We start from the raw sequence: 21,758 nt of genomic DNA on the forward strand, positions 1-21,758 counted from the left end.
GTTGTGCATCTCCACCCTACACGTATCCCTGATAATTCGGGTGCTGCCGCGCGCAGAATCCGCAGCGGGTTGGCATTTACCGTGTTCTCCAAAAGGGGAGTTCACGCATCATGGCTAATAAAGGCGATGTTTCCGAAGCATTCGCTTGATATGCCCGAAGCTGACTGCACTTTGTGAACTGGCCGTGAATATCGGCGTAAAAGGCGAGTTTGCACTCTGCTTTCCAGGCTCGCTTCAGGCCTCATGTCACCTGCGCTTGTTACAACTCCAGGTGTTCCGTATCCAGCAAAAGCCCCGTAGGACGGCCTCGCGTCCTGATTAAGAGCGTTGGGCAGGGCCGGTTATTCACCGTTAATCCGCTGTCCAGGCCGCTTTTGGCGGCGTTCGCGACTATAGCAGCAATGATTAAGTGCTTCAATTCCATAAAAAATTGTTATCATTCGCGGCATGACGACCACTACCCCCCCGACCCCCAGCGTCCAGCTGCTTGAGGTCTCGCCGGAATATGCCGGCCAACGCATCGACAACTTTTTACTTGCACGGCTCAAGGGTGTTCCCAAGACCTTGATTTACCGCATTTTGCGTAAAGGCGAAGTGCGTGTGAACAAGGGGCGGATCAAGCCCGAGTACAAGCTGCAGGCGGGCGATATCGTGCGCGTGCCGCCGGTTCGCGTGCCGGAACGCGATGAGCCGGTGCCGGTGGCTCAAGGTTTGTTGCAGCGACTCGAAGCCGCCATTGTCTACGAAGACAAGGCGCTGATAGTGCTGAACAAACCGGCCGGTATCGCTGTACATGGCGGTAGCGGTCTGACTTTTGGCGTAATTGAAGCCTTTCGTCAGATGCGCCCCGATGCCAAGGAACTGGAACTGGTGCATCGCCTGGACCGGGACACTTCCGGCCTGTTGATGATTGCCAAAAAGCGCAGCATGTTGCGTCACTTGCATGCCGCATTGCGCGGTGATGGTGTCGACAAGCGCTACATGGCGTTGGTGCGCGGTAACTGGGCGGCGTCCATCAAGCAGGTGCGAGCACCGCTGATGAAGAGCAACCTGCGTTCCGGCGAGCGTATGGTTGAAGTCAACGAAGAGGGCAAGGAGTCGGTCACCGTGTTCAAGGTGCTGCGTCGCTTCGGTGATTTTGCAACCATGATCGAGGCCAAGCCGATTACCGGCCGTACCCACCAGATTCGAGTGCACACATTGCATGCCGGTCACTGTATTGCCGGTGACACCAAGTATGGCGATGAAGGGTTTTCTAAAGAAATTCGCGATCTGGGTGGCAAGCGGCTGTTCTTGCACGCTTACATGCTGACGGTGCCTCTGCCTGAGGGTGGCGAGTTGAAGCTGCAGGCTCCGGTTGACGAAATGTGGGCCAAGACCGTGGAGCGCCTGCTGAGTGCGCCATGAGTACAAGCTGCTGATCTTCGACTGGGACGGTACGCTGGCCGACTCCATCGGTCGGATTGTCGCCGCGATGAAGGTCGCGGCACATCGCGCAGGCCGTCCTGAGCGTGATGAAGAGGCGATCAAGGGAATTATCGGCCTTGGTTTGCCTGAGGCGATCCTGTCGCTTTATCCCGATATGTCGGACGCCCAGGTGATTGCCTTTCGCCAGCACTATGCGGATGTCTACATGGCTATGGATACCGAGCCGTCACCGTTGTTTGCCGGGGTGGCTGAGTCGCTCGAGGCCTTTCGTGCCGAGGGTTACCGTTTGGCCGTAGCTACGGGCAAGGCGCGCCGGGGGCTTGACCGGGTGCTCAGGGCTCATGGCTGGGAAGATTTTTTCGATATCACCCGCGCTGCCGATGAGACCGCCAGCAAGCCTGATCCATTGATGCTGAATCAAATCCTGGCCCATTGCGACATACAGCCCGGACAGGCCTTGATGGTGGGGGATGCGTCGTTTGATTTGCTGATGGCCCGCAACGCCGGTATTGATTCAGTTGCAGTGAGCTATGGTGCTCAGTCAATGGAGCGCTTGCTTGCATTTGAGCCGCGGTTGGCGATCGACAGTTTTCCCGAATTGCGTACCTGGCTCAATTGCCAGGTTAATTAAAGTCTTTGCTGGGGTAGAGCATGGTTGATCAATGGAAGGCGCCTTCAGAGTCTGAGCCGGCTGCCGGCGATGACAAAAGCTGGAAGCTGCTGGAAAAAACCCTGTTGGCAGGAATTCAGGAGCAGCGTCGGGCGCGTCGCTGGGGCATTTTTTTCAAGGTGCTGACCTTTTGTTATCTGATTACGGTGCTGATCCTGTTTTCTCCGTTGGTGGATATGGAGCGCAGTGCCACCAGCAGCGGGTATACCGCTTTGATCGATGTGCGCGGCGTGATTGCCGACAAAGAGGCTGCCAGTGCTGACAATATTGTCACCAGCCTGCAGGCTGCGTTCGCCGATCCCAAGGTCAAGGGTGTGGTGTTGCGTATCAACAGTCCGGGCGGCAGTCCGGTGCAGTCGGGCTATGTCTACGATGAGATTCGCCGTCTGCGCGGCTTGCACCCTGATATCAAGGTGTATGCGGTGATTTCCGATCTGGGTGCCTCGGGTGCCTATTACATTGCCAGTGCGGCAGATGAAATTTACGCCGATAAAGCCAGCCTGGTGGGCTCGATCGGGGTGACGGCTGCGGGCTTTGGTTTTGTCGGTGCAATGGACAAGCTGGGTATTCAGCGCCGCGCTTACACCTCTGGCGAACACAAAGCCTTCCTTGATCCTTTCGAGCCTGAAAAACCGGACGAGACCAAGTTCTGGCAGGGCGTGTTGAATGTCACCCATGAGCAGTTCATTGCCAGCGTCAAGCAGGGGCGTGGTGATCGCCTTAAAGACAAGGATCATCCCGAGCTGTTTTCGGGGCTGGTCTGGACCGGGCAGCAGGCATTGCCTCTCGGCTTGATCGACGGGTTGGGTAATGCCAGTTCGGTTGCCCGTGATGTGATCGGTGAAAAAGAACTGATCGACTTCACTGTGCAAGAGTCGGCGTTTGACCGCTTCTCGAAAAAGCTGGGCGCCAGTGTGGCTGAACAGTTGGCGATGTGGATGGGGTTCCAGGGGCCGACCCTGCGCTGATCCATGGATGATTTAAAAAAAGCCGGCCTTTTCAGGCCGGTTTTTTTGTTTTACGGAATCGCCACGCCTTGCGCGAGCAGCATGTCGACCAGGCGGATAAGTGGCAGGCCGACCAGGCTGGTGGCGTCATCGCCTTCGGTGCGCCTGAACAGGCTCACACCCAGACCTTCCGCTTTGAAGCTGCCTGCGCAGTCATAGGGTTCTTCGGCAAGCAGGTAGCGTTCGACCTGTTCCGGGGTGAGGGTGCGCATGTGCACGGTGAAGGGCACGCAGTCGGTCTGATAGTGGCCTGTCTGGCTGTTGAGCAGGGTCAGTCCGGTGAGGAAGGTTACGCTGGCGCCGCTGGCGTCCAAAAGTTGCTGGCGGGCCTTGTCAAACGTGTGGGGTTTGCCGATGATTCGTCCGTTGAGCGCTGCAACCTGATCGGAGCCGATAATCAAGTGGTCGGGGTGACGGGTGGCAAGTGCTTCGGCTTTTTGCCGGGACAGGCGTTTCACCAGTTCGACGGCTGATTCGCCGGGGCGGTGGCTTTCGTCTATATCGGGGGAGCTGCAGCTGAAAGGCAGGCGCAGGCGAGCCAGCAGATCACGGCGATAAGCCGAGCTTGAAGCGAGTAATAAAGGCAGCATGCGCGTCTCCTGTGGGCGGTCAGGGATTCTAACGATCGTACAGGATGTCGCACAGGCACAATTTCCTTTGACAGGTGAAGGGGTCGTCCCTAGAATGCTGCGCCTATGTTGAATGACCCGATTCCACCTCACGTTGACCCGCGCAAATTAGCTGATCGTGGCACTACCCTCCAAGGTGAAGTGTTGCTGGCTGATTTGGAGAGACTCTGCGACCCGCTTTCCGATACTCTCGGAACGGTCCAGGCGAAATTTGTTTTTGAACGAGATGAACGTAGGTCTGTGGTCATCCACAGCTCTATCGACGCCGAAGTCAAAATGGTTTGCCAGCGTTGTCTTGAGCTGGTCACCCTGCCGATCCACAGCGAGTGCAGTTATGCTGTGGTGAAAGAGGGTGCGAACACCCAGTCGTTACCGCAAGGTTATGACGTGCTGGAGCTGGGCGAGGATCCTTTGGATCTGCTGGCACTGATCGAGGAAGAGCTTCTGCTCGCCTTGCCCATTGTGCCTGCTCATCATCCGGAAGAATGCCAGCAGCCGGCGGGTCTCGATGAGCCCGATCCAGGCGAGGACGAGGTAACGCGGTCCAACCCGTTCAGTGTATTGGCGCAGTTAAAGCGTGACCCAAACGTTTAGGAGTTAATTAATTATGGCTGTTCAGCAGAACAAAAAATCCCGCTCTGCCCGTGACATGCGTCGTTCGCACGATGCTCTTTCGGCTAGCACTCTGTCTGTAGAAAAAACCACCGGTGAAATTCACCTGCGTCACCACGTATCGCCAGAAGGCGTATACCGTGGTCGTAAAGTGATCGACAAGGGCGCTGACGAGTAATCACTTGTCCGTTCAGGTCATCGCGATCGACGCAATGGGCGGGGACTTCGGTCCCCGCAGCATTGTTCAGGCCAGTATTGCTTGCCTGTCTGCTACTCCCTCGTTACACCTGACCCTCGTCGGTCAACCCTCCGAACTTGAAAATCTGATTGCCAGCTATCCGGCTGTGGATCGCACGCGCCTGACTATTACCCCTGCTTCAGAAGTGATCGCCATGAATGAGCGGCCTTCGCTAGCTTTGCGCAGCAAGCCGGACTCTTCTATGCGTGTGGCGCTGGAGTTATTGCGTGACGGCAAGGTGCAGGCATGCGTGAGCTCAGGTAATACCGGGGCGCTGATGGCGCTGTCGCGGCATGTGCTTAAAACCTTGCCGGGGATTGATCGTCCGGCAATGGTGGCAGCGGTGCCGACCCAAACCGGCTACTGTCAGTTGCTGGATCTGGGGGCCAATGTTGATTGCACTGCCGGGCAGTTGTTTCAGTTTGCCGTGATGGGTTCGGTGGCGGCGCAGGCGCTGGGTATTCTGCGTCCGCGGGTCGCCTTGCTCAATATAGGCACCGAGGACGTCAAGGGTAATCAGCAGGTCAAGGAAACGGCGGTATTGTTGCAGTCGGCGCCTGGCCTCAATTACATCGGCTTTATTGAGGGTGACGGGGTGTACCGGGGTGAGGCCGATGTGGTGGTGTGCGATGGATTTGTCGGCAATATCTTGCTCAAATCCAGCGAAGGTCTGGCGACGATGATTTCGAGCAGGATCCGGGCGGTATTCAAGCGTACGCTGTTCGGCCGGTTTGTCGGTGCGCTGGCGTTACCGTTAATGCGGCGTTTGCAGGCTGATCTGGCGCCCGCCCGGCATAATGGTGCGAGTTTTCTCGGTTTGCAGGGCATTGTTATCAAGAGTCACGGTTCGGCAGGTGCTCAGGGCTTTCAGAGTGCAATAGAGCGCGCACTGATTGAAATCCATGAAGACCTGCCAAAGCGTTTGTATGGGCGCCTTGAAGGGTTGTTGCCGTAGGCGTTTTGCCGGCCGGGTACTGAAATGTGACCGCCCGGTCTAATCAGCCATCCAACTGTCAGTTTCTTGCGTCCGCCACGGCAGGACGTCAATTCTCCGACGACAAGATCATTAGGGGCTTGTTACATGTCTACATCCCTCGCATTCGTCTTTCCAGGGCAGGGTTCGCAGTCCCTCGGCATGTTGGCCGAGCTGGGCGCGGCTCATCCGCTGGTCATTGATACCTTCAAAGAAGCTTCTGATGCTCTGGGTTACGACCTGTGGGCCGTGACCCAGGAAGGGCCGGCAGAAAAACTCAATCAAACTGATGTTACCCAGCCAGCCATTCTGACTGCCTCGATTGCCCTTTGGCGTCTGTGGCTGGCCGAAGGCGGCAAGCGTCCGGATTATGTTGCCGGTCACAGCCTGGGTGAATACAGCGCCCTGGTGGCTGCCGGCTGTCTGAGCCTGGCGGATGCGGTCAGGCTGGTTGAGCGTCGCGGGCAACTGATGCAGGAAGCTGTTCCGGCCGGTCAGGGCGCCATGGCGGCGATTCTGGGGCTCGAAGACGCCGTTGTGCTGCAAGCCTGTGCTGAAGCTGCCCAGGGTGAAGTGGTCAGCGCGGTTAACTTCAACTCGCCGGGTCAGGTTGTAATTGCCGGTTCCAAGGCTGCCGTCGAGCGTGCCATGGAGCTGTGCAAGGCCGCCGGAGCCAAGCGTGCGCTGCCATTGCCGGTCAGCGTACCTTCGCATTGTGAGTTGATGCGTCCTGCCGCAGAGCGCTTCGCCGAGTCGATTCAGGCGATTGATTGGCAGGCGCCACAGATTCCTCTGGTGCAGAACGTCAGTGCGGCCATTGTGCAAGATCTGGAAACCCTCAAGCGCGATCTGCTCGAGCAGCTGTACAAGCCGGTGCGCTGGGTTGAATCGGTACAGGCGCTTGCAGCCAGCGGTCCGGTTGACTTGGTTGAGTGCGGTCCGGGCAAAGTCCTGGTAGGCATCAGCAAACGTTGCGCAGAAGGCGTAACCACTCACAACTTGAATACCCCAGATGCCTTCGCCGCTGCGCGTACGGCACTGGCTTGAATTAGGAGAAGCCTGCATGAGCTTGCAAGGTAAAGTTGCACTGGTAACCGGCGCCAGCCGTGGTATTGGCCAGGCTATTGCCCTGGAATTGGGTCGTCAGGGCGCCGTTGTAATCGGCACTGCTACGTCGCAAGCCGGTGCCGAGCGCATCGCTGCCACCCTGAAAGAACACGGTGTTCAGGGTACCGGCATGGAACTTAATGTTACCAGCGATGAATCAGTTGCCGCGGTGCTGAACAGCATTCAGGAACAGTTCGGTGCGCCGGCGATCCTGGTCAATAATGCCGGCATCACCCGCGATAACCTGATGATGCGGATGAAAAATGACGAATGGCATGACGTCGTCGATACCAACTTGAACAGTCTGTTTCGCCTGTCCAAGGGTGTTTTGCGCGGCATGACCAAGGCCCGTTGGGGACGAATTATCAGTATTGGCTCTGTTGTGGGTGCCATGGGCAACGCAGGCCAAGTAAACTATGCCGCCGCCAAGGCTGGCCTGGAAGGTTTCAGCCGTGCGCTGGCACGTGAAGTGGGCTCGCGCTCGATCACTGTGAACTCGGTAGCGCCAGGGTTTATCGATACCGATATGACCCGCGAGTTGCCGCAGGCACAGCGTGAAGCCTTGCTGACACAGATTCCGCTGGGCCGTTTGGGTCAGGCACAAGAGATCGCAAACGTGGTTTCTTTTCTGGCCTCTGACGGTGCAGCCTACGTGACCGGAGCTACAATCCCGGTCAACGGCGGGATGTACATGAGTTAAATGTGACGGATTGCTTCAAAAAAATGTCATACGAGCTGTCTAAAATCCGTTATAAAGCTGCAATCTATTTATAGGCAGAGGGCCGTTGAGGGATGAGTGCAAAGCTTTCAGTTGAAAAACTGAAAAGTCTTTCGATACACTTGCCCGCTGGCCAGCTGCCTGAATTTGTCCATTAGGAGTGAAAACAAGGTATGAGCACCATCGAAGAGCGCGTCAAGAAAATCGTAGCCGAGCAACTGGGCGTTAAAGAAGAAGAAGTAGTAAACACTGCTTCCTTCGTTGAAGACCTGGGTGCCGACTCCCTTGACACCGTTGAGCTTGTGATGGCTCTTGAAGAGGAATTCGAGACTGAAATTCCTGACGAAGAAGCTGAAAAGATCACGACCGTACAAGCTGCTATCGATTACGTGACTAACCACCAGGCTTAATTGCTTGTAATCGTTGCTCGCTGTTATGGAAAAACCGCACTGCCGCTCTGGCGTGCGGTTTTTTCTTTAGGTGTGATGCAAAGTGTCGTCAATAGAATAAAGGAGAGTGCTGTGTCGCGTAGACGCGTCGTAGTCACCGGTATGGGGATGTTGTCGCCGCTGGGTGCAGATGTACCAAGCTCCTGGCAAGGCATTCTGGCAGGCCGAAGTGGCATTGGTCTGATCGAACACACGGATCTTTCTGCCTATTCCACCCGTTTTGGCGGCTCGGTACAGGGTTTTAACGTTGAGGATTACCTCTCCGTCAAAGAGTCCCGAAAACTTGACCTGTTTATTCAATACGGATTGGCAGCCGGATTTCAAGCTGTGCGTAATTCCGGCCTTGAAGTCACAGATGCCAATCGTGAGCGCATCGGTGTAGCAATGGGCTCCGGTATTGGTGGTCTGACCAATATCGAAGAAACCAGCCGTACCCTGCATGAGCAAGGCCCGCGACGGATCTCTCCGTTTTTCGTGCCTGGCTCGATCATCAATATGATTTCCGGCTTTCTGTCTATCCACCTGGGTACGCAGGGTCCGAACTACGCCATTGCCACAGCCTGTACCACGGGTACGCACTGCATCGGCATGGCGGCACGCAACATTGCTTACGGCGAAGCCGACGTAATGATTGCCGGCGGCGCCGAGATGGCCGCGTGCGGTCTGGGCATGGGCGGCTTTGGTGCCTCGCGTGCGTTGTCGACCCGTAACGACGACCCGACGCGTGCCAGCCGTCCCTGGGACAAAGGCCGTGACGGTTTTGTGCTTTCTGATGGTGCCGGTGCGCTGGTGCTTGAAGAGCTTGAGCATGCCAAGGCCCGTGGTGCGACCATCTATGCCGAACTGATAGGTTTTGGCATGAGCGGTGATGCTTATCACATGACCTCGCCTCCAGCTGACGGTGCGGGCGCTGCACGCTGCATCACCAACGCCTTGCGCGACGCCAGAATTAACGGCGATCAAGTGCAGTACATCAACGCCCATGGCACGTCGACGCCTGCGGGTGACCTGGCGGAAGTGTCGGCGATCAAGTCGGTGTTTGGCGAGCACGCCTACAACCTGGCGGTGAGCTCGACCAAATCCATGACCGGTCACTTGCTGGGTGCTGCAGGCGCGGTAGAGGCAATCTTCAGCGTGCTGGCGATCAACAGCCAGATAGCTCCGCCGACCATCAACCTCGATGAGCCGGATGAAGGCTGCGACCTCGACTTCGTGCCGCACAAGGCGCGGGAAATGCCGATCGATGTAGTGCTGTCCAACTCATTCGGTTTTGGCGGCACCAACGGCTCGTTGGTGTTCCGCCGGTTCACCGACTGATGCAAAGCTGGGTCGACGGCCAGCCAGCGAACGCCTTGGCGTCGCTTAAAGACCGTGGGCTGGCCTACGGTGATGGTCTGTTCGAGACCATTGCCGTCAAGGCCGGCAAACCGCAGCTGCTGGACCTGCACTTGCAGCGTCTGGCACTCGGTTGTACCCGACTGGCGATTGTTGCGGATCAGGCATTGATCCGCAGCGAATTGCTGGCGTATGCGCAGGCCATGGGGGAGGGCGTTCTCAAGCTCATCCTGACCCGTGGCGACAGTCTGCGCGGTTACAGCGCCAACCCCGAGGCGCAACCTCGAAGAATTCTTCAAGCCGGTCCTGCTGCTACTTACCCGCAGGCCCATGCCGAGCAGGGCATCCAGCTGTTTGACTGCGCCACCCGTCTGGCCGAGCAGCCGCTGTTGGCGGGGCTCAAGCACCTTAATCGCCTGGAACAGGTGATCGCCCGTTCTGAATGGCAAGACCCGGCCTACGCCGAGGGCTTGATGCGCGACACCTCGGGCCGGATCATCGAAGGTGTGTTCAGCAATCTGTTTCTGGTCCGCGACGGTGCCTTGCTCACCCCCGACCTGCAGCGTTGCGGTGTGGCCGGCGTGATGCGCGCAGCGCTACTGGCCGAGGTCGGACAGCTGGGCATCCCTTGTCATGTTTCTGACATCAGCCTGAAGCAATTGCAGCAGGCCGATGAACTCTTTCTCTGCAACAGCGTATATGGCATCTGGCCTGTTCGCGGGTTTGCAGAGCTGAGCTGGCCGGTGGGGCCGCTCACCCGTAAACTGCAAGGCATTGCTCGCACCCTATTGGATGTTTGATTCGTGAAACGTAAATTCTTGGTGCTGCTGGAGACAGGTCTGGTGCTGGCGGGATTGTTGCTGGGCGCTAGCGCCTGGAAGCTCAACTCGGCGCTGGAACAACCGCTTAACCTGACACAAGAGCAACTGCTCGACGTACCGGCTGGCGCCACGCCGACCGGCACCTTCAATCGGCTAGAGGCCGACGGCACGCTGGATGACGCTTTCTGGCTGCGCCTGTACTGGCGTTTCAACCTCGAGGGCCAGCCCCTGCACAGCGGTGAGTACCGCATGACTCCCGGCATGAGCGCCCAGGACCTGATTGGCCTGTGGCAGCGTGGTGAAGTGGTGCAGTACAGCTTGACCCTGGTCGAAGGCTGGAACTTCCGCCAGGTACGCAGCGCCCTGGCAAAACACGAAAAAATCGAGCAGACCCTAGACGGTTTGAGCGACAGCGAAGTCATGGCCAAACTCGGTCATCCCGGAGAATTCCCGGAAGGCCGGTTCTTTCCGGACACCTATCGCTTCGTGCGGGGCATGACTGACGCTCAATTGCTCGAAAAATCCTACAACCGTCTGGAGAAAGTGCTGGCCCAAGAGTGGGAGCAGCGAGACCCGGACGTACCCTATGCCGACCCTTACCAGGCGCTGATCATGGCCTCTCTGGTAGAGAAAGAAACCGGGGTGCCCCAGGAACGCGGGCAGATTGCCGGGGTATTCGTGCGCCGCATGAAAATCGGTATGCCGCTGCAAACCGATCCCACCGTGATCTACGGGCTGGGCGAGCGCTACAACGGCAAGCTCACCCGTAGCCATCTGCGTGAACCCACGCCGTACAACACCTACACCATTGCGGGTTTACCGCCGACACCGATTGCCATGGTCGGGCGTGAAGCGATTCATGCCGCCTTGCACCCGGTCAGTGGCAGCAGCCTGTATTTTGTTGCCAAGGGCGATGGCAGCCACACCTTTTCCGATGATCTGGATGCGCACAACAATGCCGTGCGCGAGTTCCAGATCAAGCGTCGTGCCGACTACCGTTCAAGTCCGGCGCCGACCCCGGCAGCGGAGCCGGTGAGCCCTGCGGCCGAGCCGCAAAGCCCGCAATGACATTGATTAAGGATTGCTGCCTGTGACTGGCTTGTTTATTACCCTGGAAGGCCCCGAAGGCGCGGGCAAAAGCACCAATCGCGAATACCTGGCCGAGCGCCTGCGCAGCGCCGGTATCGACGTGGTTCTGACCCGCGAGCCCGGCGGCACGCCATTGGCCGAGCGAATTCGCGAGCTGTTGCTGGCACCCAGCGATGAAGCCATGTGCGCCGACACCGAGCTGCTGCTGGTGTTTGCCGCCCGTGCCCAGCATCTGGCCGAGGTGATTCGTCCGGCACTGGCCCGTGGCGCCGTGGTGTTGTGCGATCGCTTCACCGACGCCACTTATGCCTATCAAGGTGGCGGCCGCGGTTTGTCGCAAGAGCGTATCGCCAGCCTTGAAACCTTCGTGCAAGGTTCATTGCGCCCGGACCTGACCCTGGTGTTTGATCTGCCGATTGAAGTCGGCATGGCCCGGGCCAGCGCCCGTGGGCGGCTTGACCGCTTCGAGCAGGAAGGCCGGACATTCTTTGATGCGGTGCGCAGCACCTACCTCAAGCGTGCCGGGGCTGAGCCCGGGCGTTATCGTCTGGTGGATGCCGCCCAGTCACTGGAAAACGTACAAGTGCAGCTGGATGCCTTGTTGCCAGAACTGCTGGAACTGCACCGTGGCTGAGGCTTATCCGTGGCAGGACGGCCTGTGGCAGCAAATGGCCGGGCGTGCCCAGCATGCTCACGCCTATCTGTTGCACGGGCCGGCGGGCATCGGCAAGCGCGCGCTGGCCGAACGCCTGATGGCCAGCCTGTTGTGCAAGCAGCCGGTCGGGCTGGAGGCCTGCGGGGCGTGCAAGTCCTGCTCGTTACTGGCTGCGGGCAGTCATCCCGACAACTACATCCTGGAACCCGAAGAAGCCGACAAGGCGATCAAGGTTGACCAGGTACGGGATCTGGTCAGCTTTGTGGTGCAAACCGCGCAGCTGGGCGGGCGCAAGGTGGTGCTGGTCGAGCCGGTTGAATCGATGAACATCAACGCTGCCAACGCCCTGCTCAAAAGCCTTGAAGAACCGTCCGGCAATACCATTTTGTTGTTGGTCAGCCACCAGTCCAGTCGCCTGCTGCCGACCATCCGCAGTCGTTGTGTGCAACAAGCCTGCCCACTGCCGGGTGAGGCCCTGAGCCTGGAGTGGCTGGCCGGGGCATTGCCCGAGTGCAGCAGCGAAGAGCGGGCTGAATTGCTGACGCTGGCAGCGGGCTCGCCCCTGGCCGCGGTCAAGCTGCAGGCCCAGGGTGTGCGTGAACAGCGGGCTGCGGTAGTGGCCGGGGTAAAAAAACTGTTGAAGCGCGAGCTGTCAGCGACGCAACTGGCGGAAAGCTGGAATGCCATACCATTGCTGCTGCTGTTTGACTGGTTTTGCGACTGGTCGAGTTTGATCCTGCGTTATCAGTTGACCCAGGACGAGTCCGGTCTTGGTCTGGAAGACATGCGCAAAGTACTGCAGTACCTGGCGCAGAAAACCCCGCAGGACAAAGTCCTGAATATTCAGGACTGGATTCTCGCCCAACGGCAAAAAGTGCTGAGCAAAGCCAACCTCAACCGGGTGTTGTTGCTTGAGGCACTCTTGGTGCAGTGGGCGGGTCTGCCCGGCCAGCGCTGATTTGATTGAATTGTGAAACAGGTGATTTTTGTATGCTCGTAGATTCCCATTGCCACCTCGATCGCCTTGATCTGAGTGCCCATGACGGTTCGCTGGACGCCGCCCTTGAAGCGGCACGCCAGCGCGGTGTCGGGCACTTTCTGTGCATTGGCGTGAGTGCCGACAATGCGGGCGATGTCAAAGCCCTGGCGGATCGCTATGCCGATGTCGATTGCTCGGTGGGTGTCCACCCGCTGGATGTTCAGCCAGGGGCCGCGCCAGCGCTGGACTGGTTGCTGAACGAGTTGAATCACCCGCGGGTGGTGGCCATTGGCGAGACGGGTCTGGACTATCACTACGAGCCGGAAGCCGCCGAGTTACAGCAACTGTCGTTTCGGGTTCACCTGGAGGCGGCGCAGCAGACCGGCAAACCTGTGGTGATCCATACCCGTGGAGCTCGCGCCGATACCCTGGCCATGCTGCGTGAAGCGGCGCTGCCCAATGCCGGCGTGTTGCATTGCTTCACCGAAGACTGGGACATGGCCAGGGCTGCGCTGGACATGGGCTATTACATTTCGTTGTCGGGGATTGTCACCTTCCGTAATGCCGACGCCCTGCGCGATGTGGCCAGCAAAGTCCCGGCGGATCGCCTGCTGGTTGAGACCGACTCGCCGTATCTGGCGCCGATTCCCTATCGTGGCAAGCCGAACCTGCCGCAATACGTGCGCGAAGTCGCCGAATTTCTGGCCATGTTGCGCGGCGAGTCCTACGAGCGTTTTGCCGAGCAGACCACCGAAAACTTCAAGCGCCTGTTCCCCCTGGCCCGGGTTCAGGGCTAGCCCCCAACGCCTTGCGGGAGCGAGTGGGTGAGTGGCAAAAAAAAACCCGGACTCTGGGGAATCCGGGTTAAGACCATTAGGAGTAAAACAAAGGCCTACATTCCATTGTCGCCTTGATCGGCGAAACACTTGGGGGGGATGCTGCGCCGACTCCTTAAGTATTGGTCAGCTTTGTTGAACGTCCAGTCTCTGTTGGTCATTTTTTAAACAGATTTGGAATACGCGTGATTCGTTTGAGTGCTCATAGTGTTTATATGAAATTCTCGGTAAACGTCTATACGCAGGATGGTCCGTGCAATTTAGCGTGACTAATGCATAATACTCCGCTTCGATTTTGACCCGAACAGACCTTTTCTTATGCACAAAGAACCCCGTAAGGTCCGTGAGTTTCGTCGCCGCGAGCAAGAAATTCTCGATACCGCGCTCAAGCTGTTCCTCGAACTTGGTGAAGACAGCGTCACCGTCGAGATGATTGCTGATGCCGTAGGTATCGGCAAAGGCACGATTTACAAGCACTTCAAGTCCAAGGCCGAGATCTATTTGCGCCTGATGCTCGACTACGAGCGCGATTTGAATGAATTGCTGCAATCCGCTGACGTTGATAAAGACAAAGAGGCGCTGTCGCGCGCCTACTTTGAATTTCGCATGCGTGATCCCCAGCGCTACCGCTTGTTTGACCGCCTCGAAGAAAAGGTCGTCAAAGGTAATCAGGTGCCTGAACTGGTTGAAGAGCTGCACAAGATCCGTGCTTCCAACTTCGAACGCCTGACCTTGCTGATCAAGGGTCGCATCAGCGAAGGCAAGCTCGAAGACGTGCCACCTTACTTCCACTATTGCGCGGCCTGGGCGCTGGTGCACGGCGCCGTGGCGCTGTACCACTCGCCGTTCTGGAGCAACGTGCTGGAAGACCAGGAAGGGTTCTTCCAGTTCCTGATGGACATCGGCGTGCGCATGGGCAACAAGCGCAAGCGTGATACGGACACCCCGGCTGTCGAGTAAGGCTGCAAGGCATATACTTGGATCTGGGTCTTGCCAAAACTTGATTTCTAAGTCAAGTTTTGGCGCGCTCTATATTCCCCGTGCCGGAGTCATCCATGATTGTTGATCGCCAAGGCAGACGTTTTCGCAATTTGCGTATCAGTCTGACCTCTGCCTGCAACTACGCCTGTACCTACTGCGTGCCCAACGGCAAGCGACTGGTCGCAGCGCAGGATGAACTGTCGGCCGAGGCCATGGTGCGCGGGGTGGCCTACCTGATCGAAGCCGCAGGCATCGAGCGCTTGCGTATTACCGGCGGCGAACCGCTGGTCAGTCCCAAGCTCGAAACCTTTATGCGTGAAGTTGGCCAGTTGGGCCTGGGTGATATCAGCCTGACCACCAACGGCCAACTGCTTGCGCGAAAATTGCCGCTGCTGGTGGACGCCGGTATTCGCCGCCTCAACGTATCCCTCGATACCCTTGATCCTGTTGCGTTTCGCACCATTGCCAGGGGCGGCGATCTGCCGACCGTCCTCGACGGCATGCAACAGGCCAGCGCCGCGGGGATGAAAATCAAGGTCAACATGGTGCCGTTGCGCGGGCAGAACCTGGATCAGGTCATGCCGCTGCTGGAGTACTGCCTTGAGCGCGGCTATGAGCTGCGCTTTATCGAACTGATGCGCATGGGGCATCTGGCCAGTGATGGCAACGCCTTCCTGCAACAGTTCGTCAGCCTGCAACAACTGTTGTCGCTGATTGGCGAGCGCTATGAATACCTGCAGGCCGATGCACCGGTGGATGCCACGGCGGTGCGCTACCAGATCCCGGGGTTCGGTCACTTCGGTGTGATCGCCAACGAAAGCGTCCCGTTCTGCCGTACCTGCTCGCGGTTGCGGCTGTCGTCCACGGGCTGGCTGCATGGCTGTCTTTCGTCGAGCAATCGCCACTATGTCGGCGACCTCCTGAACAAACCCCGCCACCAGGCCCTGCCAGCCCTGCAAAGCTTGTTGATGAAAGCCCTGGGCGACAAGCAGGACGTTGCCTTCTCGGGCGGCGCCACTGTGATGAAAATCATCGGCGGCTAAGCCCCCTGCGTATCAATGCCCGCAGGCGCGAGTCCTTGAACGGCCCGTGAGCCAGTTCTTACATCTAATCCCTGTATATGGGATGCAAAATTATATATTGAGACTTTTCCGTTTCCGGGTTTATAGTCGGCAGCAGCTCAACGCACTCACACTAAAAAAATAAAACAGGTGAAGTGATGCCCAGATATCCCAGGATTCCCCTGCGCGCCCGTGCGACTCCCCCATTTCCCAGATTTCTCGGCCGGCCATCGACAGATGTCCGGTTTTCGTCGTGCTTTCATTTTGGAGTCCTGATCCATGGCTGAAGCCCTTTCACTGCCGCCGGCAGTCGAGCCGCCCCGTGGCGAGCGCCTTAAAAACAAGGTGGTGCTACTGACCGGCGCCGCTCAGGGTATCGGCGAGGCCATTGTTGCCAGCTTCGTCTCGCAACAGGCGAAAATGGTCATCAGCGATATCCAGGCCGAGAAGGTCGAGAAAGTCGCAGCCCGTTGGCGTGAGCAAGGGGGCGACGTGCAGGCCATCAAGGCCGATGTGTCCTGCCAGGCCGACCTGTATGCCATGGTCGCGCTGGCCATGGAACTGCATGGCCGGGTCGATGTGTTGGTCAATTGCGCCGGGGTCAACGTGTTCCGCGATCCGTTGGAAATGACCGAGCAAGACTGGCGTCGCTGTTTCGCCATCGATCTGGACGGCGCCTGGTATGGCTGCAAGGCGGTATTGCCGCAAATGATTGCGCAGGGCATCGGCAGCATCATCAACATTGCCTCCACCCATTCGAGCCACATTATTCCGGGCTGCTTTCCGTACCCCGTGGCCAAGCATGGCCTGCTGGGGCTTACCCGCGCGCTGGGCATCGAGTACGCCGCCAAAGGCATCCGCGTCAATGCCATCGCCCCCGGTTACATCGAGACCCAGTTGAACGTCGATTACTGGAACGGTTTCGCCGACCCCCATGCCGAGCGCCAGCGCGCCCTTGATCTGCATCCGCCGCGGCGTATCGGCCAGCCGCTGGAAGTGGCAATGACGGCTGTATTCCTGGCCAGCGATGAGGCGCCGTTCATCAACGCCTCCTGCATCACCATCGATGGCGGGCGCTCGGTGCTTTACCACGACTGATCCCGCATCCGGACCTGTCAGGCTTTCAAACACCTCAAAAATAACAACAAGGAGTTTGCCATGTACCGTCGTCCCTTCATTCGTACCCTGTGCTGCGCGGCCCTGGCGGCCAGCGCATTGAGTCTGAGCAGTGCCTTGCTGGCTGGCGATCCGGTAAAGATCGGTTTTCTGGTCAAACAGGCGGAAGAACCCTGGTTCCAGACCGAATGGGTGTTCGCAGAAAAGGCCGCCAAGGACAAAGGCTTCGAGCTGATCAAAATTGCTGTGCCGGATGGTGAAAAGACCCTGTCGGCCATCGACAGCCTGGCAGCCAACGGCGCCCAGGGCTTTGTCATCTGCCCGCCGGATGTCGGTCTGGGCCCGGCGATCATGGCCAAGGCCAAGGCCAACGGTTTGAAAGTCATCGCTGTCGATGACCGCTTTGTCGATGCCAACGGCAAGTTTATGGAAGAGGTGCCGTACCTGGGAATGGCAGCCTTCGAAGTCGGCCAGAAACAGGGCAATGCGATGGTCGCCGAAGCAAAAAAACGCAACTGGGACTGGAACGACACCTACGCCGTAATCAACACCTTCAATGAACTGGACACCGGTAAGAAACGCACCGACGGCTCGGTCAAATCCCTCAAGGACGCGGGCCTTGCCGATGATCATATCCTGTACTCGGCGCTTAAAACCCTCGATGTCCCCGGCAGCATGGATGCCACCAACTCGGCACTGGTCAAACTGCCCGGCGGCGCGAAAAACCTGATTATTGGCGGCATGAACGACAGCACCGTGCTCGGCGGGGTACGGGCCACGGAAAGCGCCGGTTTCGCCGCCGCCAACGTCATCGGGATCGGCATCAACGGTACCGACGCCATTGGCGAACTGAAAAAGGCCAACAGCGGTTTCTACGGCTCCATGCTGCCGAGCCCGCATATCGAAGGCTACAAGACCGCAACCATGATGTTTGAGTGGATCACCGAAGGCAAAGAGCCGCCTCTGTACACCGCCATGGACGAAGTAACGCTGATCACCCGGGACAACTTCCAGGAAGAGCTGACCAAGATCGGTTTGTGGAATTGAGTCGAGGTCACTATGCCGCAGCCATTAGCCACTCAAGCACTGACAAGCAATACCGACAGCCTGCGCTTCAACGGCATCGGCAAGCATTTCCCCGGGGTCCAGGCGCTGGCCAATATCAGCTTTGTCGCCCATCCCGGCCAGGTGCATGCACTGATGGGCGAGAACGGTGCCGGTAAATCCACCCTGCTGAAAATCCTTGGCGGTGCCTACGCGCCAAGCAGCGGCAACCTGCAGATCGGTGAGCAGTCGCTGGTCTTCAGATCCACCGCTGAAAGCATCGCCAACCGGGTCGCGGTGATCCATCAGGAACTGCATCTGGTACCGGAAATGAGCGTGGCCGAGAACCTGTTTCTCGGCCATCTGCCGGCGCGCTTTGGTCTGATCAAGCGCGGCGAATTGCGGCACCAGGCCCTGCAGTTGCTCAAGGGGCTGGCCGATGAAATCGATCCGCAAGAGAAGGTTGCCCGCTTGTCCCTGGGCCAGCGGCAACTGGTGGAAATCGCCAAGGCGCTGTCCCGCGGGGCTCATGTCATTGCCTTCGATGAGCCCAGCAGCAGCCTCTCGGCGCGGGAAATCGATCGCCTGATGACCATCATCGGGCGCCTGCGGGATGAGGGCAAAGTGGTGCTCTACGTGTCCCACCGCATGGAAGAAGTATTCCGCATCTGCAACGCGGTCACGGTGTTCAAGGATGGCCGCTATGTTCGCACCTTCGAGCAGATGAGCGAGCTGAGCCACGACCAGCTGGTGACCTGCATGGTCGGCCGTGACATTCAGGACATCTATGACTACCGCCCCCGTGAGTGTGGTGAAGTGGTGCTCAAGGTCGACCGCCTGCTCGGGCCGGGGTTGCGCGAGCCGGTGAGTTTTGCAGTGCGCAAGGGCGAGATTCTCGGCCTGTTCGGGCTGGTGGGCGCCGGGCGTACCGAGCTGTTGCGCCTGCTCGGCGGGCTGGCCCGTCACAGTGGCGGCCAGGTAGAACTGCAAGGCGTTGCGCTCAAGCTGCGCTCGCCCCGGGATGCGATTGCTGCCGGGGTGCTGCTGTGCCCGGAGGATCGGAAAAAGGAAGGCATCATTCCTTTGGCCAGCGTCGCGGAGAACATCAACATCAGTGCCCGCGGCGCCCATTCCACCCTGGGTTGCCTGTTGCGCAGGGTATGGGAGCGCGACAACGCCGACCGGCAGATCCATGCCCTGAATGTGAAGACTCCGACGGCGTCGCAGAAAATCATGTTCCTGTCCGGCGGCAATCAGCAAAAAGCCATTCTCGGGCGCTGGCTGTCGATGCCGATGAAAGTGCTGCTGCTTGACGAGCCGACCCGGGGCATCGATATCGGCGCCAAGGCCGAGATCTACCAGATCATCCATCGTCTGGCCGCCAGCGGAATTGCGGTGATAGTGGTGTCCAGCGACCTGATGGAAGTGCTGGGGATCAGCGACCGCATTCTGGTTTTGTGCGAAGGCGTGGTCAGCGGTGAGCTGCCAAGAGCCCAGGCCAATGAATCGAACCTGTTGCAAATGGCCTTGCCCCGCCAGCGCGGCTAACGGCGTGACCCACTGAGAGGTTTGTATGACAACCCAAGATTCGACACTGGCGACACCCCGTAAAAAACTCGACATGCGCCGCTTCCTCGACGATTGGGTCATGTTGCTGGCAGCGTTTGCGATTTTCCTCCTCTGCACCTTGCTGATCGACAACTTCCTGTCGCCGCTCAACATGCGCGGCCTGGGCCTGGCCATCTCCACCACCGGGATTGCTGCCTGCACCATGCTCTATTGCCTGGCGTCGGGGCATTTCGATCTGTCCGTGGGATCGGTGATTGCCTGCTCCGGAGTCGTTGCCGCGGTGGTCATGCGTGACACCGACAGTGTGTTCCTGGGTGTCTGCGCGGCGCTGGGCATGGGCCTGATTGTCGGTCTGATCAACGGCATCGTTATCGCCAAGTTGCGGGTCAACGCGCTGATCACCACCCTGGCCACCATGCAGATCGTGCGCGGACTGGCGTATATCTTTGCCAATGGCAAGGCGGTGGGGGTGTCCCAGGAAGCGTTTTACGTCTTTGGTAACGGCCAGGTGTTCGGCGTGCCGGTGCCGATCCTGATCACCATCGTCTGCTTCCTGTTCTTTGGCTGGCTGCTCAACTACACCACCTATGGCCGCAACACCATGGCCATAGGCGGCAATCAGGAAGCGGCGCTGCTGGCCGGGGTCAATGTCGACCGCACCAAAATCATCATCTTCGCCGTACACGGGCTGATTGGCGCGCTGGCCGGGGTGATCCTGGCTTCGCGCATGACCTCGGGCCAACCCATGATCGGGCAGGGCTTCGCGCATGACCTCGGGCCAACCCATGATCGGGCAGGGCTTCGAGCTGACCGTGATCTCGGCCTGTGTACTGGGCGGGGTGTCATTGAGCGGCGGGGTGGGGATGATCCGGCATGTGATCGCCGGGGTGCTGATTCTGGCGATTATCGAGAATGCGATGAACCTGAAGAACATCGACACGTTCTACCAGTACGTGATTCGCGGTTCGATCCTGTTGCTGGCGGTGGTGATCGACCGCTTGAAGCAGCGCTGACTCTGAATACCGGCTGCCACAGGTTTTGCGCCATGGCATGCAGCAAACTGGCGCGCAAACTGCATTACGCGACTATTCGCCGGTTTTCTGTCACCGGCCATCGGGAGATCAGGATGCGTAGTCTGTTTGTGGTGCTGTCGGCGCTGGCGCTGGGTGGCTGTATGACGGTCAGCGATCTGGGGGAGGGCGCACGTTATCAAATGAGCGACGCCGGTCTGCTCGATCACAGCAATACCCGGCGCAGCAATTCACTGCGCATCCAGCCGGACTCCTATATCTACATTGCCCAGGGGCCATTCGCTCCCGTAGGCGATCCTTATGTACGGCCCAATGTGGTGGCTGAAGAAGCCTATAACGGCTTTATCGAATACTTCCCCATGGTGCGCCGCGCCAAAGCGCCGCTGGGGCTTGACCAGGCCATGACTGAAGCCCGTGGCTATGGAGCGCATTACTTGCTCTACACTCGCTTTGCACGGGCCGACGACCGTATCGGCAACAGTGACGAATGGCTGGATCAGGAAGAAATCAGCCGCCTGGGGGTTGATGGCGGCGTGATCCAGGTGATGTTGATCGAGACCAGCACCCAGTACCTGATCGATACCGCGACCATTCGCAGCCGTGGCGGCTTGCTGACGTTCCATGAGCAAAAGCCGGCGGACCTGATCGGGCCGCCGCTCGCCAAGTACGCGCGCAGCTTGATAGGCTTGAGCGACCAATAAGACCAGGAGAGCAGCATGAGTGAGCCGGTAGACGTCAGTAACCTGTTGGCGCAAATTCCCAAAGCCGACAAAGGCCTGCCTCCGGTTCATCTATGGGATACGGCATTCTGCGGTGATATCGACATGCGTATCGCCCGTGACGGCACCTGGTACTACATGGGCACGCCGATTGGCCGCAAGCCCATGGTCAAACTGTTCTCGACCATCATTCGCCGCGACGGCGATGATTATTTCCTGATCACCCCGGTGGAAAAGGTCGGGATCAAGGTCGATGACGCGCCGTTTGTGGCGGTCACGCTTGAGGTTCAAGGGCAGGGCGAGCAGCAGGTACTGCGCTTTACCACCAATGTTGAAGAACAGATCACCGCCGGCAGCGAACATCCGCTACGCATCGTGATTGACCCCGCCACCCAGGAACCCGCGCCCTACCTGCTGGTGCGGCGCAACCTTGAAGCGCTGATCCACCGCAATGTGTTCTACCAACTGATCGAGCTGGCGGTTGCCCGGCCCATCGACGGCCAGAGCTGGCTGGGGGTCTGGAGCAGCGGCGTGTTCTTCCCTATAGGCCCCGAGCCGGTCTGAATCCCTGCGCCACACCTGTAACAACCTGTGGGAGCCGGCTTGCCGGCGATTGCCTGTGCGCGGTGAACCAGACCTGCGCACTGTTGCATCGCCGGCAAGCCGGCTCCCACAAGGATTTTACTGATAC

23 protein-coding genes and 1 pseudogene are annotated in these 21,758 nt (G+C 58.6%); 23 read left to right on the top strand and 1 reads right to left on the bottom strand.

Features of this window, described 5'->3' with window-relative positions; translation table 11 throughout:
- Positions 1-447: 447 nt before the first annotated feature.
- The 3 genes from rluC to JQ848_RS06205 are packed head-to-tail and all read left to right on the top strand — an operon-like array spanning position 448 to position 3,066.
- Positions 448-1,407 carry a 23S rRNA pseudouridine(955/2504/2580) synthase RluC gene (gene rluC, locus JQ848_RS06195; RefSeq protein WP_003442528.1) on the top strand — a complete coding sequence of 320 codons (960 nt, stop codon included), beginning with the start codon at positions 448-450 and terminating at the stop codon, positions 1,405-1,407.
- On the top strand, positions 1,397-2,059 hold the full coding sequence (locus JQ848_RS06200) for an HAD-IA family hydrolase (protein WP_202210364.1): 663 nt from the start codon (positions 1,397-1,399) through the stop codon (positions 2,057-2,059). The genes rluC and JQ848_RS06200 overlap by 11 nt, the downstream gene beginning before the upstream one ends.
- 20 nt (positions 2,060-2,079) lie before the next feature.
- A complete protein-coding gene (locus tag JQ848_RS06205) occupies positions 2,080-3,066 on the top strand; it encodes a S49 family peptidase (RefSeq protein WP_003442525.1) in 987 nt (328 codons plus the stop codon).
- Positions 3,067-3,116: 50 nt separating this feature from the next.
- Here the strand turns inward: JQ848_RS06205 and JQ848_RS06210 are convergent, their stop codons facing one another.
- Positions 3,117-3,695, bottom strand: coding sequence for a Maf family protein (locus tag JQ848_RS06210; RefSeq protein ID WP_127196191.1), 579 nt, complete (start codon positions 3,693-3,695; stop codon positions 3,117-3,119).
- A gap of 105 nt (positions 3,696-3,800) precedes the next feature.
- Here JQ848_RS06210 and JQ848_RS06215 point away from each other — a divergent pair, with 105 nt between their 5' ends.
- The 20 genes and pseudogenes from JQ848_RS06215 (at position 3,801) to JQ848_RS06310 (ending at position 21,631) form a co-directional block, all read left to right on the top strand.
- Positions 3,801-4,328: a YceD family protein gene (locus JQ848_RS06215; RefSeq protein WP_003442521.1), complete on the top strand. Its 528-nt coding sequence runs from the start codon at positions 3,801-3,803 to the stop codon at positions 4,326-4,328.
- Between the two features lie 13 nt (positions 4,329-4,341).
- Positions 4,342-4,524, top strand: a complete 183-nt coding sequence (gene rpmF, locus JQ848_RS06220) for a 50S ribosomal protein L32 (protein WP_003442519.1) — start codon at positions 4,342-4,344, stop codon at positions 4,522-4,524.
- A 4-nt stretch (positions 4,525-4,528) separates the two neighbouring features.
- The gene (gene plsX, locus JQ848_RS06225) at positions 4,529-5,539 is read left to right on the top strand and encodes a phosphate acyltransferase PlsX (RefSeq protein WP_202210365.1); all 1,011 of its coding nucleotides are present in this window, start codon (positions 4,529-4,531) and stop codon (positions 5,537-5,539) included.
- A gap of 126 nt (positions 5,540-5,665) precedes the next feature.
- Positions 5,666-6,604: an ACP S-malonyltransferase gene (gene fabD, locus JQ848_RS06230; protein WP_029612305.1), complete on the top strand. Its 939-nt coding sequence runs from the start codon at positions 5,666-5,668 to the stop codon at positions 6,602-6,604.
- A 16-nt stretch (positions 6,605-6,620) separates the two neighbouring features.
- A complete protein-coding gene (fabG, locus tag JQ848_RS06235) occupies positions 6,621-7,364 on the top strand; it encodes a 3-oxoacyl-ACP reductase FabG (RefSeq protein ID WP_010655790.1) in 744 nt (247 codons plus the stop codon).
- 191 nt (positions 7,365-7,555) lie between these two features.
- Positions 7,556-7,792 (top strand): acyl carrier protein, encoded by a 237-nt coding sequence (gene acpP, locus JQ848_RS06240; RefSeq protein ID WP_003442511.1) that lies wholly within the window; start codon positions 7,556-7,558, stop codon positions 7,790-7,792.
- A 111-nt stretch (positions 7,793-7,903) separates the two neighbouring features.
- The gene (gene fabF, locus JQ848_RS06245; protein ID WP_010655791.1) at positions 7,904-9,148 is read left to right on the top strand and encodes a beta-ketoacyl-ACP synthase II; all 1,245 of its coding nucleotides are present in this window, start codon (positions 7,904-7,906) and stop codon (positions 9,146-9,148) included.
- Positions 9,148-9,966: an aminodeoxychorismate lyase gene (gene pabC, locus JQ848_RS06250; RefSeq protein WP_202210366.1), complete on the top strand. Its 819-nt coding sequence runs from the start codon at positions 9,148-9,150 to the stop codon at positions 9,964-9,966. Before fabF ends, pabC begins: the two co-directional genes overlap by 1 nt.
- Before the next feature lie 3 nt (positions 9,967-9,969).
- Positions 9,970-11,055 carry an endolytic transglycosylase MltG gene (gene mltG / locus JQ848_RS06255; RefSeq protein ID WP_202210367.1) on the top strand — a complete coding sequence of 362 codons (1,086 nt, stop codon included), beginning with the start codon at positions 9,970-9,972 and terminating at the stop codon, positions 11,053-11,055.
- A gap of 22 nt (positions 11,056-11,077) precedes the next feature.
- Positions 11,078-11,710: a dTMP kinase gene (gene tmk / locus JQ848_RS06260; RefSeq protein WP_003442480.1), complete on the top strand. Its 633-nt coding sequence runs from the start codon at positions 11,078-11,080 to the stop codon at positions 11,708-11,710.
- Complete coding sequence (locus JQ848_RS06265) at positions 11,703-12,689, top strand: DNA polymerase III subunit delta' (protein ID WP_160626956.1); 987 nt, start codon at positions 11,703-11,705, stop codon at positions 12,687-12,689. The genes tmk and JQ848_RS06265 overlap by 8 nt, the downstream gene beginning before the upstream one ends.
- A gap of 32 nt (positions 12,690-12,721) precedes the next feature.
- Complete coding sequence (locus JQ848_RS06270; RefSeq protein ID WP_003442476.1) at positions 12,722-13,507, top strand: TatD family hydrolase; 786 nt, start codon at positions 12,722-12,724, stop codon at positions 13,505-13,507.
- A gap of 357 nt (positions 13,508-13,864) precedes the next feature.
- The gene (locus tag JQ848_RS06275; RefSeq protein ID WP_003442473.1) at positions 13,865-14,506 is read left to right on the top strand and encodes a TetR/AcrR family transcriptional regulator; all 642 of its coding nucleotides are present in this window, start codon (positions 13,865-13,867) and stop codon (positions 14,504-14,506) included.
- 95 nt (positions 14,507-14,601) lie between these two features.
- On the top strand, positions 14,602-15,570 hold the full coding sequence (locus JQ848_RS06280; RefSeq protein WP_060781734.1) for a GTP 3',8-cyclase MoaA: 969 nt from the start codon (positions 14,602-14,604) through the stop codon (positions 15,568-15,570).
- 297 nt (positions 15,571-15,867) lie between these two features.
- Positions 15,868-16,686 (top strand): SDR family oxidoreductase, encoded by an 819-nt coding sequence (locus JQ848_RS06285; protein WP_202210368.1) that lies wholly within the window; start codon positions 15,868-15,870, stop codon positions 16,684-16,686.
- 60 nt (positions 16,687-16,746) lie between these two features.
- Positions 16,747-17,751: a substrate-binding domain-containing protein gene (locus JQ848_RS06290; RefSeq protein ID WP_010655797.1), complete on the top strand. Its 1,005-nt coding sequence runs from the start codon at positions 16,747-16,749 to the stop codon at positions 17,749-17,751.
- A gap of 12 nt (positions 17,752-17,763) precedes the next feature.
- Positions 17,764-19,296: an L-arabinose ABC transporter ATP-binding protein AraG gene (araG, locus tag JQ848_RS06295; protein WP_202210369.1), complete on the top strand. Its 1,533-nt coding sequence runs from the start codon at positions 17,764-17,766 to the stop codon at positions 19,294-19,296.
- Between the two features lie 25 nt (positions 19,297-19,321).
- Positions 19,322-20,330, top strand: a pseudogene (gene araH, locus JQ848_RS06300) (L-arabinose ABC transporter permease AraH).
- Positions 20,331-20,443: 113 nt separating this feature from the next.
- Positions 20,444-21,049, top strand: coding sequence for a DUF4823 domain-containing protein (locus JQ848_RS06305; protein ID WP_003442451.1), 606 nt, complete (start codon positions 20,444-20,446; stop codon positions 21,047-21,049).
- Between the two features lie 15 nt (positions 21,050-21,064).
- Complete coding sequence (locus tag JQ848_RS06310) at positions 21,065-21,631, top strand: DUF1285 domain-containing protein (RefSeq protein ID WP_202210370.1); 567 nt, start codon at positions 21,065-21,067, stop codon at positions 21,629-21,631.
- Positions 21,632-21,758: the final 127 nt, after the last annotated feature.

The sequence above is a fragment of the Pseudomonas paraversuta genome, assembly GCF_904067025.1.
GTDB lineage: Bacteria > Pseudomonadota > Gammaproteobacteria > Pseudomonadales > Pseudomonadaceae > Aquipseudomonas > Aquipseudomonas paraversuta.